Source organism: Saccharopolyspora sp. CA-218241 (assembly GCF_050954615.1).
Classification (GTDB): domain Bacteria; phylum Actinomycetota; class Actinomycetes; order Mycobacteriales; family Pseudonocardiaceae; genus Saccharopolyspora; species Saccharopolyspora cebuensis.
Genome location: NZ_CP191860.1, coordinates 1,336,549 through 1,351,369 on the forward strand (window position 1 = coordinate 1,336,549; position 14,821 = coordinate 1,351,369).

General features: G+C 72.8%; 10 protein-coding genes. 9 read left to right on the forward strand and 1 reads right to left on the reverse strand.

The annotated features are described in order from the left end of the window. Window positions 1-15 precede the first annotated feature (15 nt). The 3 genes from ACQP0T_RS06575 (at window position 16) to ACQP0T_RS06585 (ending at window position 4,662) form a co-directional block, all read left to right on the forward strand. A complete protein-coding gene (locus ACQP0T_RS06575) occupies window positions 16-2,649 on the forward strand; it encodes a valine--tRNA ligase (RefSeq protein ID WP_433871765.1) in 2,634 nt (877 codons plus the stop codon). A 199-nt stretch (window positions 2,650-2,848) separates the two neighbouring features. Continuing rightward, window positions 2,849-4,216 carry a bifunctional tetrahydrofolate synthase/dihydrofolate synthase gene (folC, locus tag ACQP0T_RS06580; RefSeq protein WP_433871766.1) on the forward strand — a complete coding sequence of 456 codons (1,368 nt, stop codon included), beginning with the start codon at window positions 2,849-2,851 and terminating at the stop codon, window positions 4,214-4,216. Continuing rightward, complete coding sequence (locus ACQP0T_RS06585; protein WP_433871767.1) at window positions 4,213-4,662, forward strand: DUF4233 domain-containing protein; 450 nt, start codon at window positions 4,213-4,215, stop codon at window positions 4,660-4,662. Before folC ends, ACQP0T_RS06585 begins: the two co-directional genes overlap by 4 nt. A 38-nt stretch (window positions 4,663-4,700) precedes the next feature. Here ACQP0T_RS06585 and ACQP0T_RS06590 read toward each other — a convergent pair whose 3' ends face one another. Further along, complete coding sequence (locus tag ACQP0T_RS06590; RefSeq protein ID WP_433871768.1) at window positions 4,701-5,798, reverse strand: zinc-binding dehydrogenase; 1,098 nt, start codon at window positions 5,796-5,798, stop codon at window positions 4,701-4,703. A 136-nt stretch (window positions 5,799-5,934) separates the two neighbouring features. On the opposite strand from ACQP0T_RS06590, the gene ACQP0T_RS06595 reads away from it, so the two are divergent. The 6 genes from ACQP0T_RS06595 to ACQP0T_RS06620 all read left to right on the forward strand — a co-directional run bounded on the left by ACQP0T_RS06595 (window position 5,935) and on the right by ACQP0T_RS06620 (window position 14,820). After that, entirely contained in the window at window positions 5,935-7,461 is a 1,527-nt protein-coding gene (locus ACQP0T_RS06595) for an alkaline phosphatase D family protein (RefSeq protein ID WP_433871769.1), read from the forward strand. A gap of 172 nt (window positions 7,462-7,633) precedes the next feature. Further along, entirely contained in the window at window positions 7,634-8,044 is a 411-nt protein-coding gene (gene ndk, locus ACQP0T_RS06600; RefSeq protein WP_345364592.1) for a nucleoside-diphosphate kinase, read from the forward strand. A 5-nt stretch (window positions 8,045-8,049) separates the two neighbouring features. Next, entirely contained in the window at window positions 8,050-8,592 is a 543-nt protein-coding gene (locus ACQP0T_RS06605) for an N-acetyltransferase family protein (RefSeq protein WP_433871770.1), read from the forward strand. Between the two features lie 89 nt (window positions 8,593-8,681). Then, window positions 8,682-10,646, forward strand: coding sequence for a TIGR03960 family B12-binding radical SAM protein (locus tag ACQP0T_RS06610; RefSeq protein WP_433871771.1), 1,965 nt, complete (start codon window positions 8,682-8,684; stop codon window positions 10,644-10,646). 218 nt (window positions 10,647-10,864) lie between these two features. After that, window positions 10,865-11,659, forward strand: a complete 795-nt coding sequence (locus tag ACQP0T_RS06615) for a TIGR03936 family radical SAM-associated protein (RefSeq protein WP_433871772.1) — start codon at window positions 10,865-10,867, stop codon at window positions 11,657-11,659. 164 nt (window positions 11,660-11,823) lie between these two features. Next, a complete protein-coding gene (locus tag ACQP0T_RS06620) occupies window positions 11,824-14,820 on the forward strand; it encodes a translation initiation factor IF-2 N-terminal domain-containing protein (protein WP_433871773.1) in 2,997 nt (998 codons plus the stop codon). Window position 14,821: the final 1 nt, after the last annotated feature.

Sequence of the window (14,821 nt, forward strand, 5' to 3'; positions counted from 1 at the left end):
CGTAGAATCCGGTCCGTGACACAGACCCATGCCGCGCAGCCCCGTGAACTCCCGTCGAGCTGGAACCCGGCCGACGTAGAGGCCGAGCTGTACCAGCGCTGGGTGGACGCCGGGTACTTCACCGCCGACGCGGACAGCGACAAGCCGCCGTTCTCGATCGTGATCCCGCCGCCGAACGTGACCGGCAGCCTGCACATCGGGCACGCCTACGAGCACACCCTGATGGACGTGCTGACCCGGCGCCGCCGGATGCAGGGCTACGAGGCGCTGTGGCTGCCGGGCATGGACCACGCGAGCATCGCGGTGCAGGCGCTGGTCGAGCGGCAGCTCCGCGCCGAGGGCCTGGAGCCGGCCGACCTCGGCCGCGAAGGCTTCGTCGACCGCGTGTGGCAGTGGAAGGAGCAGCACGGCGGGGCGATCCTGTCCCAGATGCGCCGCCTCGGCGACAGCGTGGATTGGAGCCGGGAGCGCTTCACCATGGACGCCGGCCTGTCCCGCGCGGTTCAGACGATCTTCAAGCGGCTCCACGACGACGGCCTGATCTACCGCGCCGAGCGGCTGGTGAACTGGTCGCCGGCGCTGCAGTCGGTGATCTCCGACATCGAGGTCGAGCACCGCGAGGTCGAGGGCGAACTGGTCTCGATGCGCTACGGCAGCGGTGCCGACGCCATCGTCGTGGCCACCACCCGCGTCGAGACGATGCTCGGCGACACCGCCGTGGCCGTCCACCCCGACGACGAGCGCTACACGCACCTGATCGGGACCGAGATCGAGCTGCCGCTGACCGGCCGGACCATCCCGATCATCGCCGACGAGCACGTGGACCCGGAGTTCGGCAGCGGCGCGGTGAAGGTCACCCCGGCGCACGACCCGAACGACTTCGAGATCGGCAAGCGGCACGGCCTGCCGATGCCGACGATCATGGACGAGTCCGGCCGGATCACCGGCACGGGCACCGAGTTCGACGGCATGGACCGGTTCGAGGCCCGGGTCGCGGTCCGCGAGCGGCTCCGCGAGCAGGACCGGATCGTTGCCGAGAAGCGCCCGTACCTGCACACCGTCGGGCACAGCTCGCGCTCCAAGGAGCCGATCGAGCCCCGGCTGTCGATGCAGTGGTTCGTCGACGTGGGCCCGCTGGCCCGCGCCGCGGGGGACGCGGTGCGCGGCGGTCAGGTCCAGGTCCACCCGCCGGAGATGGCCAAGCGCTACTTCGACTGGGTCGACAACATGCACGACTGGTGCATCTCCCGGCAGCTCTGGTGGGGCCACCGGATCCCGGTGTGGCACGGCCCGGGCGGCGAGATGGTCTGCGTCGGACCGGACGAGGAGCCGCCGTCGGGGCCGGGCTGGACCCAGGACGAGGACGTGCTCGACACCTGGTTCTCCTCCGGGCTGTGGCCGTTCTCCACGATGGGCTGGCCGGAGGACACCGCGGACCTGCGCAAGTTCTACCCGACCAGCGTGCTGGTCACCGGCTACGACATCCTGTTCTTCTGGGTCGCCCGGATGATGATGTTCGGGCTGTACGCGATGGACGGCGCCGAGCCGTTCAAGGTGATCGCGCTGCACGGCATGGTCCGCGACGGGCACGGCAAGAAGATGTCGAAGTCCGCGGGCAACACCGTCGACCCGCTGGTGTGGATGGACGACTACGGCGCCGACGCGCTGCGCTTCACGCTGGCCCGCGGCGCCAACCCGGGCGCGGACTCGCCGATCAGCGAGGAGTGGGTCTCCGGTTCCCGCAGCTTCTGCACGAAGCTGTTCAACGCCACCAAGTTCGCCCTGATGAACGGGGCGCGGTCGCCGGAGCGGCTGCCCGAGCGCGCGGGTCTCACCGACGCCGACCGGTGGATCGTGGACGGCCTCGACCAGCTCGTGTCCGATGTGGACGAGCTGCTGGAGGACTTCCAGTTCGGCAAGGCCACCGAGGCGCTGTACCACTTCACCTGGGACGAGTTCTGCGACTGGTACCTGGAGCTGTCCAAGGTCCAGCTCGACGAGGGCGGCGACCGGGCGGAGCGCACCCGCGAGGTGCTCGGGCACGTCCTCGACGTGCTGCTGCGGCTGCTGCACCCGACGATCCCGTTCATCACCGAGGCGCTGTGGACCACGCTGACCGGCCGCGACTCGGTCGTGGTCGCGCAGTGGCCCAGCCCGACCGGCACCGAGCCCGACGGGGTCGCCGCCGAGCGGATCGGGGCGGTGCGCAAGCTGATCACCGAGATCCGCCGGTTCCGCTCCGATCAGGGGCTCAAGCCGGGCCAGCGGGTCGCGGCCGAGCTCGACGGGCTGGCGGTGCTGGGGCTGGACGGCCACCTCGCCGCGGTGCGCTCGCTGGCCCGGGTCACCGAGCCCGGCGACGGCTTCACCACCTCCGCCTCGATCGAGGTGGGCCTGACCGGGGGGACCGTCTCGGTCGCGCTGGACCTCTCCGGCGCGGTCGACGTCGCCGCCGAGCGCAAGCGGCTGGACAAGGACCTCGCGGCGGCGGAGAAGGAGCTGGCGGGCACCGACAAGAAGCTCACCAACCAGTCCTTCCTGGAGAAGGCCCCGGCCGAGGTGGTGGACAAGATCAAGCTCCGGCGGGACGCGGCGCAGGCCGACATCGCGCGGATCAACGCCCGCCTGGCCGCCCTCCCGGAAGCCTGACCCGATCAGCTGATCCATTCCAGGTGAGGGGCACCTTCATCCGACATAGCCGGATGAAGGTGCCCCTCACTCATTCCCCTTCCGGGTGAGGTCGGGCGCGGGCGGCGCCGGGGTGAGGGCCCGCTGCCGTTCCCGGCGAGGGGGCGGGTGCTCGCGGGACGTAGACTGACCTCGCCGTTCGTCGTGCCAGGGGGTGACCGTGTCCGGGATCGATCCCGCCGCGCTGCAGGAGCTGCGCGTGGTGGAAGCCGAGCTCAACGAGCGCTGGCCGGAGACCAAGATCGAGCCGTCGCTGGACCGCATCCGGGCGCTCACCGAGCTGCTCGCCGAGCCGCAGCGCGGCTACCCGGTGGTGCACGTCGCCGGGACCAACGGCAAGTCCTCCACCACCCGGATGACCGACGCGCTGCTGACCCGCCTCGGGCTGCGGACCGGCCGCTACACCAGTCCGCACCTGCAGCTCGCCACCGAGCGGATCGGCGTCGACGGGGCGCCGATCAGCCCGGAGGGCTACGTCGACGCCTACCGCGACGTCGCGCCGTTCGTGTCCATGGTGGACTCCCGCGGGGACGTGCCGATGAGCAAGTTCGAGGTGCTCACCGGGATGGCCTTCGCCGCCTTCGCCGACGCCCCGGTCGAGGCGGCGATCGTCGAGGTCGGCCTCGGCGGGACCTGGGACGCCACCAACGTCGCCGACGCCACCATCGCGGTGGTCTGCCCGGTGGCGCTGGACCACGCCGAGTACCTCGGCGACGACCTCGCCTCCATCGCCGCGGAGAAGGCCGGGATCATCAAGCCCGGTTCGATCGCGATCGTGGCGGCCCAGCAGGCCGAGGCGCAGCGACCGATCCTGGAGCGGGCGGCGGAGGTCGACGCCACGGTCGCCCGCGAGGGCCACGAGTTCGGCGTGCTCTCCCGCACCGTCGCCGTCGGCGGCCAGGTGCTGAGCCTGCAGGGGCTCGGCGGGGTCTACGACGAGATCTTCCTGCCGCTGCACGGCGAGCACCAGGCGCGCAACGCCGCGGTCGCCCTCGCCTCGGTGGAGGCGTTCTTCGGGGCCGGTGCCGAGCGCAAGCTCGACGTCGAGGCCGTTCGGGAGGGCTTCGCCGCGGTGGTGAGCCCGGGACGGCTGGAGCGGGTGCGCAGCGCCCCCGCCGTGCTCGTCGACGCGGCGCACAACCCGCACGGCGCCCGCGCCCTGGCCGATGCGCTGAGCTCGGAGTTCTCCTTCCGGCGCCTGGTGGCCGTGGTCGGCGTCCTCGGCGACAAGGACGCCCGCGGCATCCTCGCCGAGCTGGAGCCGGTGGTCGAGGAGGTCGTGCTGACCCGGACGTCCTCGCCGCGCGCGCTGGATCCCGACGAGCTGGCCGGCATCGCCAGGGACCTCTTCGGCCCGGACCGGATCGTGGTGGAGCCGCGGCTGGACGACGCGGTGGAGACCGCGATCCAGCTCGCCGAGGAGACCGAGGACCCGGGCGGCTCGGTGTCCGGCGGCGGTGTGGTGATCACCGGTTCCGTGGTGACGGCGGGCGAAGGCCGCGCCCTGTTCGGCAAGGAGCCGGCATGAACGATCCGGGGACCGCGTCCCGCGCCGACGGGCTGCCCGAGGCGCCCGAGGGCGTCCGCGACCCGTGGAAGGGCTTGCGCGGCGTCATGGCGGGCACGCTGGTGTTCGAGTTCCTCACCTTCGCGCTGGCCTGGCCGGTGATCTGGAAGTTCGGCGGCGGGCTGAGCACGACGGGCATCGCGGTCGTGGCGGCGCTCGCGGTGCTGCTGCTGGTCGCGGCGTTCGTGCAGCGGCGGTCCTGGGGCCTGCGCTTCGCCCTCGGGTTGCAGGTCGCGCTCGTGCTGTGCTGGATCATCCACCCGGTCATCGGGATCATGGGGCTGATCTTCGCCGCGATCTGGGGCTACGTCCTGCACCTGCGCAACGACGTGGCCAAGCGGATGCGGGAGGGACGCCTCTACGACCAGCTCGGCCACCCGCCCGGCCACCCGCCGCAGGAGGCCTGAGGCGGGGATCCGGTGCTGACGCCCCGATCGGTCCGGCGCTACAGGTCGATCACGGCGCGGCCGATCGTCTCGCCCCGGCGCAGCGCGTCGTAGGCCTGCTGCACTTCGGTGAAGGCGTAGCGGCGGCTGATCGCGTCCTGCGGTCGCAGCAGCCCGCGCGCCACCAGGTCGAGCAGCACCGGCATGTCCCGGCGCGGCTTGGCGCCGTAGGAGCCCTTGATCTGGAGCTTGCGCCGGGCGATCGACGCGAGGTCGAACGAGCCGGTGGTACCGCGCGCGGCGATGCCCACCACGACGACCTGCCCGCCCTCCACCACCGAGTCGCGGGCGATCTCGAAGGTCGGCACCGCACCGAGCGCCTCGAAGGCCACGTCGACGCCCCGGCCGCCGGTGAGCTCGCGCACGGCCTCCGGGGCGTCGGTGGCGGCGGAGTTGACGGTGTGCGTGGCGCCGAGCTCCCGGGCCCCGGCCAGCTTCTCGTCGCTGATGTCGACCGCGATGACCTGCGCGGCGCCGAACAGGGCGGCGAGCTGGACCAGCGCCGAGCCGACGCCGCCCGCGGCGACCACCGCCACGGTGTCGCCGACCCGCACGTCGGCCGCGTGCCGCAGCGCCCCGTAGGCGGTCATGGTGGAGCAGCCGACCGAGGCGACGTCGGCCAGCGCCACGCCGTCCGGCACCCGGTACACCGAGGTCGCCGGGGTCACGCAGCGCTCGGCGAGTCCGCCCATCGAGTACATCCAGACCGGTTCGCCGTCGGGTCGGAACAGCCGCGTCTCGTCGTCGTAGAGCCGCCCCTTGCCCCGGTTGTAGGCGAAGAAGCGCTGGCAGATCTCCTCCTCGCCGCGCGCGCACGGCGGACACCCGCCGCACGGCATGATGAAGCTGGTGACCACCGGGTCGCCCGGCCGGAGCTCGGTGACGCCGGGACCGACCTCGGCGACCACCCCGGCCACCTCGTGCCCGAGCACGGCGGGCACCGGGAACGGCAGTTCGCCCTTGAGCACGTGCAGATCGGTGTGGCAGGCGCCGCAGGAGCGCACGTCGACGGCGACCTCGCCGGTCCTCGGGTGCGGGTCGGCGAGCTCCTCGATCCGCATCGGTTCGTTCGGGGCGGTGTGCACGGCGGCGCGCATCCACGGACCTCCTGGATCAGACCGTCCGGTCGGTATGACGCTCAAGCTAGCGGGTGGGGCAGGTCACGCACCAGGGGTCACCGCCGGTTCAGCTCACCGTCGCCCACCGGACCCGCGGTCCTTGTAGAACCTCGGCATGACTTCCGAACTGAACCGGCGCGCGCTGCTCCGCCGGGGCGCGGCCGGCGCGGTCGCCGGCGGCCTGCTGCTGCCCGGCACCGCGATGGCCCGGCGCGGACGCCCGGAGCTGACCCACGGCGTGCAGCTCGGCGATCCCCGGCCGGACGGGGCCGTGGTGTGGACCCGGGCCGACCGCCCCTCCCGGATGCTCGTCGAGGTCGACCGCGACCCCGGCTTCCGCAACCCCCGCCGCATCCGGGGCCCGCTGCTGACCCCGGCCACCGACGGCACCGGTGAGGTGCGGGTGGCGGGCCTGCCCGCGGGCACCGAGTGGCACTACCGGGTGGTCGCCGAGGACCTCGACGGGCGGGCCGGGAGCGAGGCGCTGACCGGGCACTTCCGCACCGCGCCGCAGGACCGGCGGGACGTGCGGTTCGTGTGGTCCGGCGACGTCGTCGGCCAGGGCTGGGGGATCAACCCGGACGTCGGCGGGATGACGATCTACCGCGCGATGGCCGCCCGCGAGCCGGACTTCTTCCTGCACAGCGGGGACACCGTCTACTCCGACGGGCCGCTGGAGGAGTCGGTGGTGCTGCCCGACGGCCGGGTCTGGCGCAACCTCGTCACCCCGGAGAAGTCCAAGGTCGCCGAGACGCTCGACGAGTACCGGGGCCAGTACGCCTACAACCTGCTCGACGACAACGTCCGGCACTTCGCCGCGCGGGTGCCGCAGCTGGTCCAGTGGGACGACCACGAGATCACCAACAACTGGTACCCGGGCGAGATCCTCGACTCCGACGAGTACACCGAGAAGCGGGTCGACGTGCTGGCCGCCCGCGGGTTCCGGGCGTTCCACGAGTGGCAGCCGGTGCGCAGGCAGGACGCGGTGGACGGCCGGATCTACCGCAAGGTCTCGCACGGTCCGCTGCTCGACGTGTTCGTGCTGGACATGCGCAGCTACCGGGACCCGAACTCGGCGGGCACCAGCCCGGAGCGGATCCTCGGCGCCCGGCAGGCCCGCTGGCTGGTCGACGAGCTCGCCCGGTCGCGGGCGACCTGGAAGGTGATCGCCTCCGACATGCCGATCGGGACGATCATCCCGGACGGCGACCGGATCGAGGGCGTGGCCAACGCGCGGCCCGGCGTGCCCAACGGCCGGGAGGCCGAGCTGGCCCGGGTGCTCCAGCGGATCGCCGGGCGGGGGGTGCGCAACGTGGTGTGGCTGACCGCCGACGTGCACTACTCGGCGGCGGTGCACTACTCCCCGGAGCGCGCCGCGTTCGACGGCTTCGACCCGTTCTGGGAGTTCATCTCGGGCCCGCTGCACGCCGGTGCGTTCGGGCCCAACGACCTGGACCCGACGTTCGGGCCCGAGCGGGTGTTCGTCAGCGCCCCGACCCGCCAGGGCGCCTCGCCGCTGGAAGGCTTCCAGCACTTCGGCGAGGTCACCATCGACGGCCGCACCCGTGCCCTGCGCGTCGACCTGCGCGACAGCACCGGCCGCTCGCTCTGGTCCAAGGAACTCCCGGCCGCAGGACGCTGATCCGGTGGGGGCACCTTCCTCCGGCACAGCCGGAGGAAGGTGCCCCCGCGCAGCTCCCGGACGGGTGATCGGGCCCCTGGATGGCGGGCGTCACCTGCATCGATACGCTGGCGGGCAAATCGGGCGCGAGCAGGTCGCTCCGGCGCCCCGGCAGAGAAGGAGAACCCATCCCGTGAGCGAGCGCACCCTGGTCCTGGTCAAGCCCGACGGCGTCGAGCGCGGCCTGGTCGGCGAGGTCATCAGCCGGATCGAGCGCAAGGGCCTGAAGCTGGTCGCCCTGGACCTGCGCACCGTCGACCGGCAGGTCGCCGAGGAGCACTACGCCGAGCACGCCGAGAAGCCGTTCTTCGGCTCGCTGGTCGAGTTCATCACCACCGGCAAGGTCGTCGCGGCCATCGTCGAAGGTCCGCGCGCCATCTCGGCCTTCCGCCAGCTCGCCGGGGGCACCGACCCGGTGGAGAAGGCGGCGCCGGGCAGCCTGCGCGGCGACTACGGCCTGGAGGTCCAGTACAACCTGGTGCACGGTTCGGACTCCCCGGAGTCCGCCGAGCGCGAGATCAAGCTCTGGTTCCCGGAGGGCTGAGGGCAGTGGCCGACGACATCGACCCGGAGGGCTTCGTCAGCGGCCCGCACCGGGTGGACACCCCGCACCCCGACCTCGCCGAGGCGCTGGCCGACCTGTGGGGCCGGGTCACCGTCGCGGGCGGCCCGATCGGCTTCACCCCGACCAGCACCGTCGACGAGCTGCGCGCGGTCGCCACGGACCTGGTCGAGGAGGTCCGCGCCCGCCGGATCCAGCTCATCACCATCGGCCAGCAGCACGTCCTGGTCGGCATGGCGGTGCTGCGGCCCGATCCCCTGCCCGCCCGGCGGCACACCGGTGAGCTCGGCTGGCTCGCCGTGGACCCGCAGCTCCAGGGCAAGGGCTGGGGCGGCAGGCTGCACGACGCGGTGCTGGTCGCCGCGCAGGCGATGGGCCTGGAGAAGCTGTCCGCGCAAGCCCGCAGCGGGCACGACCTGGAGGGCTTCTACACGGCCCGGGACTGGGTCGAGCGCGGGCGGTGGCCGGGCGCGGTGCGCGTCGCCGAGGGCGACGAGCGCGACGACATCTGGTTCACCCGGGACGTCTGAGCCGCCGGTCGCGGGTGCCGCCTGCGGCGCGGCACCCGCGATTCGCCCACCTCCCACCACCGCCGCCGCGGCCCTCTACCCTGGTCGCCGTGAGTGCGGAGTCCGTTTTCGGCAGGCTGGAACCGCTGCTGCCCCAGGTGTCCAAGCCGGTGCAGTACGTCGGCGGTGAGCTCAACGCGTCCGCGAAGGCGTGGGACGACACCACCGTGCGGTGGTGCCTGATGTACCCCGACGCCTACGAGGTCGGCCTGCCCAACCAGGGCGTGATGATCCTCTACGAGATCCTCAACGAGCTGCCCGACGTGCTCGCCGAACGCACCTACGCGGTCTGGCCGGACCTCGAAGCGCTCATGCGCGAGCACGGCATCCCGCAGTTCACCGTGGACGCGCACCGCCCGGTCGGCGCCTTCGACGTGCTCGGCGTCAGCTTCGCCACCGAGCTGGGCTACACGAACCTGCTCAACGCCCTCGACCTCGCGGGCATCCCGCTGCACGCCGTCGACCGCACCGAGGAGCACCCGGTGGTGCTGGCCGGTGGGCACGCCGCGTTCAACCCGGAACCGGTCGCCGACTTCCTGGACGCCGCGGTGCTCGGCGACGGCGAGCAGGCCGTCCTGGAGGTCACCGAGGCGATCCGGCGCTGGAAGGACGAGGGGCGCCCCGGCGGGCGCGACGAGCTGCTGCTGCGGCTGGCCGAGTCCGGCGGTGTCTACGTGCCGAAGTTCTACGACGTCGACTACGGCGCCGACGGGACCATCGAGGCGGTCCGGCCGAACCGGGAGCGGGTGCCGCACCGGGTGTTCAAGCGGACCACCATGGAGCTCGACGAGTGGCCGTACCCGAAGCAGCCGCTGGTCCCGCTGGCCGAGAGCGTCCACGAGCGGATGAGCGTGGAGATCTTCCGCGGCTGCACCCGGGGCTGCCGGTTCTGCCAGGCGGGCATGATCACCCGCCCGGTGCGGGAGCGCTCGCCGGAGGGCATCGGGCAGATGGTGCAGCAGGGCTTGGAGGCGACCGGGTTCGAGGAGGTCGGGCTGCTCTCGCTGAGCTCCGCCGACCACTCCGAGATCCAGGACATCACCAAGGGCCTCGCCGACCGCTACGAGGGCACGAACACCGGCTTGTCGCTGCCCTCGACCCGGGTGGACGCGTTCAACATCGACCTGGCCAACGAGCTGTCCCGCAACGGCAGGCGCTCCGGGCTGACCTTCGCCCCGGAGGGCGGCAGCGAGCGGATCCGCCGGGTGATCAACAAGATGGTCTCCGAGCAGGACCTCATCCGCACGGTCTCGGCGGCCTTCGGCAACGGCTGGCGGCAGGTCAAGCTCTACTTCATGTGCGGGCTGCCCACCGAGACCGACGAGGACGTCCTGCAGATCGCGGAGATCGCCAAGGAGGTCATCCGGGCGGGCCGGGAGGTCTCGGGCCGCAAGGACATCCGCTGCACGATCTCCATCGGTGGTTTCGTGCCCAAGCCGCACACCCCGTTCCAGTGGGCCGGGCAGACCGATCCGGACACCATCGACGACCGGCTGCGCAAGCTGCGGGAGGCGGTCAACTCCGACCGCAAGCTCGGCCGCAACATCGGGATGCGCTACCACGACGGCAAGCCGTCGATGATCGAAGGACTGCTGTCCCGGGGCGACCGCAGGCTCGGCCGGGTCGTGGAGCGGGTCTGGCGCGAGGGCGGCCGGTTCGACGGCTGGAACGAGCACTTCTCCTACCAGCGCTGGGTGGACTGCGCGGCGGCCGAGCTCGCGCCGCTGGGCGTGGACCTGGCCTGGTTCACCACCCGGGAGCGCGGCGAGCACGAGGTGCTGCCCTGGGACCACCTGGACTCCGGGCTGGACAAGGAGTGGCTCTGGGCGGACTGGCAGGACGCGCTGGAGGCCCGCGAGCAGGACGACTGCCGCTGGACCCCGTGCTTCGACTGCGGCGTCTGCCCGACGATGGGTACCGACATCGAGATGGGGCCGTCGGGACGGCCGCTGCTGCCGATCTCGCCGGTCGGCCGCGGTGCGCCGGTGACCAACCCGGCCCTGTCCGGCGGCTGAGCCCGCGGCGGGCGCGTCGCGGCCGGTGCGCGCGACGCGCCGGGCCGGTACTTTTCCCTCCGACGGCACCCACCGCGCTTCCGGCGCGGGCGGGTGCCGCGGAAGGCGGTTTGTGGAAGCGAGCATCGCCGGTGGTGCGGGCCGGGAGGTCCGCCCGGCGAGCAGGTCGGGAGGGCATCCTGAGTCGGCACGATCATCCCAATCCCTCGGCGCCACCGGTGCAGAAGGTGCGCCTGCGCTACGCCAAACGGGGGAGGCTCCGGTTCACCTCGCACCGCGACGTGGCCCGCTCCTTCGAGCGGGCGTTGCGCCGCGCCGGGGTACCGATGGCGTACTCCCAGGGCTTCAGCCCGCACCCCAAGGTCTCCTGGGCGGGCGCCTCGCCCACCGGGGCGGCCAGCGAGGCGGAGTACGTCGAACTGCAACTCGTCGAGCGGCTCGATCCGGAGGTGCTGCGCGGTGAGCTCGACGCGGCGCTGCCGCCGGGCATCGACCTGCTCGCGGCGGTGGAGGCGGAGCCGGGCCCGCTGGCGGACCGGCTCCAGGTCAGCCGGTGGCGGATCGACCTGCCGGGCACCCCGGTCGCGGAGCTGGCGGCGGCGGTCCGGGCGCTGCGGGCGGCCGACGAGGTGCTGGTCGAACGCATGACCAAGGACGGCAGGAGGACCTTCGACGCCCGGGCGGCGGTGGTCGCGGCGGAGGCGCTGGACAGTCGCGAACTGGTTGCGCTGAGTGACGGAACGGACGTTTCTGTCCCCCGAGTGGACGATTGGCCGAACGCCGCCGAACCGTATGGGATACTTGTAACGGTCGTCCGTCAGGCAACGCCTGTCGTACGACCCGACGACGTACTGAGCGCCCTGCGTGTCGTCGCCGGTCTGGCACCGTCGGCCGCCGTCAGAGCGACCCGGCTGGAGCAAGGTCGGCTCGACGACGGAGGAGGGATCGCGGACCCGTTGGCCCGGGACTCAGGCGGCGATCGTGACCCGGTGGGAGAACCCAAGGCCGGGTGACGGGCGGCGCAGGCGTCGTCGCTCCACCGCGTGATCGCCGGCCACCCGGTCGGTGCGGAGGGGGACCACCAGAATTGCCGCCGCCCGAGGGCGGCGGAGACCGATAACGCACATGCCTCTGTGCGGCCGCGTCCACGGGACGCGCCCGGGGGCGGAGGAGCTGGATGTTGAACATGGACACACCCGCTGGGCGCACCAGCGGGCAATCGGCCACACCCGACCAGGACGCGCAGGGCATCGAACTGCCCGCGAAGCTCCGGGTGCACGCACTGGCCAAGCTGCTCGGCACGAGCAGCCGCGAGGTCATCGCCACCCTGAACTCGTTCGGCGCCGAGGTCCGCAGCGCGCAGTCGAACATCGACCGGGACACCGCCCTGCGCGTCGCGCGGGAGATCCAGCCCGAGCTGGTGGCCGACGCCGACGAGCAGGCCCCGGCGCGGGAAAGCGCTGCGCGGGAAAGCGCTGCGCAGGAGAGTGCTGGGCAGCCCGCCGAGGAGGAGCGGACCGAGGTCCCGGAGCAGCCCGCCGAGCGCCCCTCGGTGCCCGACGCCACCTTCGAGGCCCCGGCGTCGAGCGAGCCGGCCTCGACCGAGCCGTCCCCGTCCTTCGCCGCGCCGCAGGCGATGTTCCTCGCGCCCGAGCCGCCGGAGGCCCGCCCGTCGACCCCGGCGAAGAAGGCCGAGGAACCGGCGAAGAAGCCCGAGGAGCAGGCGAAGCCGGCCAAGGGCCCCAAGCAGACCAAGGAGGCCCCGGCCAAGGGCGAGCAGGCCCCGGCGAAGGAGAGCGCGCCGAAGGAGGCCGAGGAGTCCCGTCCGGAGGCGGAGGCCGAGTCGGACGAGGACGCCGAGCAGGCCGGTCGGCGTCGGCGGCGTCGCGGCCGCCGTGGTCGCGGGCGCGGTCGCGGCGGTGACGGCGACGGCGAGGCGCAGTACGACGAGTCGGAGGACTCCGAGGACTCCACCGCCAAGCCCGCCAAGCCCGCCGAGGAGGAGACCGAGTCCGAGGGCGGCGAGTCGAACCGGCGCCGACGTCGGCGGCGCCGCCGCAAGGGCGGGGCGGACGACGAGAGCGGCGGTCGCGAGGACGACCCGCCGAACACCGTCGTGCACGTCCGCGAGGCCCCCGAGCAGCGCCAGGACGCCAGCAGCGACGACGAGGTGCGCGCGATCAAGGGCTCCACCCGGCTGGAGGCCAAGCGCCAGCGGCGCCGCGACGGCCGGGAGGCGGGCCGCAGGCGCGCCCCGGTGCTGTCGGAGTCGGAGTTCCTGGCGCGCCGCGAGTCGGTCGACCGCCAGATGGTGGTCCGGCAGAGCGGCGAGCAGACCCAGATCGCGGTCATGGAGGACGGCGTCCTCGTCGAGAACTTCGTGACCTCCTCGGGCACCGGTTCGCTGGTCGGCAACGTCTACCTCGGCCGGGTGCAGAACGTGCTGCCCAGCATGGAGGCGGCGTTCGTGGACATCGGGCGCGGTCGCAACGCCGTGCTCTACGCCGGTGAGGTCGACTGGGACGCCGCCGGGCTGGCGGGCAAGGCGCGCCGCATCGAGCAGGCGCTGTCCACCGGCGACAGCGTGCTGGTGCAGGTCACCAAGGACCCGGTCGGGCACAAGGGCGCCCGGCTGACCACCCAGATCAGCCTGCCGGGCCGGTTCCTGGTCTACGTGCCCGGTGGCGGCGCGACCGGGATCAGCCGCAAGCTGCCGGACACCGAGCGCAAGCGCCTCAAGGAGATCCTGAAGCGGATCGTGCCGGAGAACGCGGGCGTGATCATCCGGACCGCCTCCGAGGGCACCAGCGAGGAGGCGCTGGACCGCGACGTGCGCCGCTTGCAGGCCCAGTGGGAGGTCATCAAGGAGAAGTCCGAGGTCAAGGGCGCGCAGGCGCCGCAGCTCCTGTACGAGGAGCCGGACCTGCTGATCAAGGTCGTCCGCGACCTGTTCACCGAGGACTTCACCTCGCTGACCATCCAGGGCGACGACGCCTGGGAGACCATCGAGGCCTACGTCCAGCACGTCGCGCCCGATCTGATGGCCCGGCTGCACAAGCACGTCGGCAAGAACGACGTGTTCACCGAGCAGCGCATCACCGAGCAGATCTCCAAGGCGCTGGACCGCAAGGTGTGGCTGCCCTCGGGCGGTTACCTGGTCATCGACCGCACCGAGGCGATGACGGTGATCGACGTCAACACCGGCAAGTTCACCGGCTCCGGCGGCAACCTGGAGGAGACCGTCACCAGGAACAACCTGGAGGCGGCCGAGGAGATCGTGCGCCAGCTCCGGCTGCGCGACATCGGCGGCATCATCGTCATCGACTTCATCGACATGGTGCTGGAGTCCAACCGCGATCTGGTGCTGCGCAGGCTGACCGAGTGCCTGGGCCGGGACCGCACCCGCCACCAGGTCGCCGAGGTGACCTCGCTGGGCTTGGTGCAGATGACCCGCAAGCGGGTCGGCACCGGTCTGCTGGAGGCCTACAGCAACACCTGCGAGCACTGCCGGGGCCGAGGTGTCATCGTCTCGACCGATCCGGTGATGCACCAGCACGCGGGCGGCGGCAACGGCGGCGGCGGTGGTGGTGGTCGGCGCAACCGCCAGCGCGGGAAGCAGGCCGAGACCGCCGAGCAGGAGAAGCCGAAGCAGGACGAGTCGGCCAAGACCGAGCAGGTCAAGCCGGAGGCCGAGAAGCCGGCCAAGGACGAGAAGCCGGCCAAGTCCGACAGGCAGCGGTCCAAGGACGACAAGAAGGCGGACAAGCAGGCCAAGGCCGACAAGCAGCGGGCCGAGGCCAAGGCCGCCGAGCAGCGGGCCGAGCCGGAGCCGCCGAAGCCGGAGCGGACCGAGCCGAAGCCGGAGTCGCGGCGCGAGGACCGGTCCGGTGAGCAGCCGCGGCCCGAGCCGGCCCGGCCCGAGCCGGCCCGGACCGAGGCGGAGCAGCCGGAACCGCAGGCCGCGAGCAACGGCCGGGCCCGCCGGAAGGCGAGCCGTCCGGCGGGCAGCTCCACCGGTGGCGCGGTGGCCCCGGTGGTCGTCGCGAACCCGGAGCCGTCCTCGGCTCCCGCCGAGTCCGCTCCGGCCGTCGCTCCGGCGGCGGCGGTGCGCCGGACGCGCCGGGCCGCGTCCCGCCCGGCGGGCGCCCCGGGCGGAGGTTCCGCCCAGGGCTGAG

Excerpts from the sequence above, each read along its gene's own strand:
- ACQP0T_RS06595 (WP_433871769.1), top strand. The coding sequence starts at position 5,935 with ATGACTTCCGAACTGAACCGGCGCGCGCTGCTCCGCCGGGGCGCGGCC.
- ACQP0T_RS06585 (WP_433871767.1), top strand. The coding sequence starts at position 4,213 with ATGAACGATCCGGGGACCGCGTCCCGCGCCGACGGGCTGCCCGAGGCG.
- ACQP0T_RS06590 (WP_433871768.1), bottom strand. The coding sequence starts at position 5,798 with ATGCGCGCCGCCGTGCACACCGCCCCGAACGAACCGATGCGGATCGAG.
- ACQP0T_RS06620 (WP_433871773.1), top strand. The coding sequence starts at position 11,824 with ATGTTGAACATGGACACACCCGCTGGGCGCACCAGCGGGCAATCGGCC.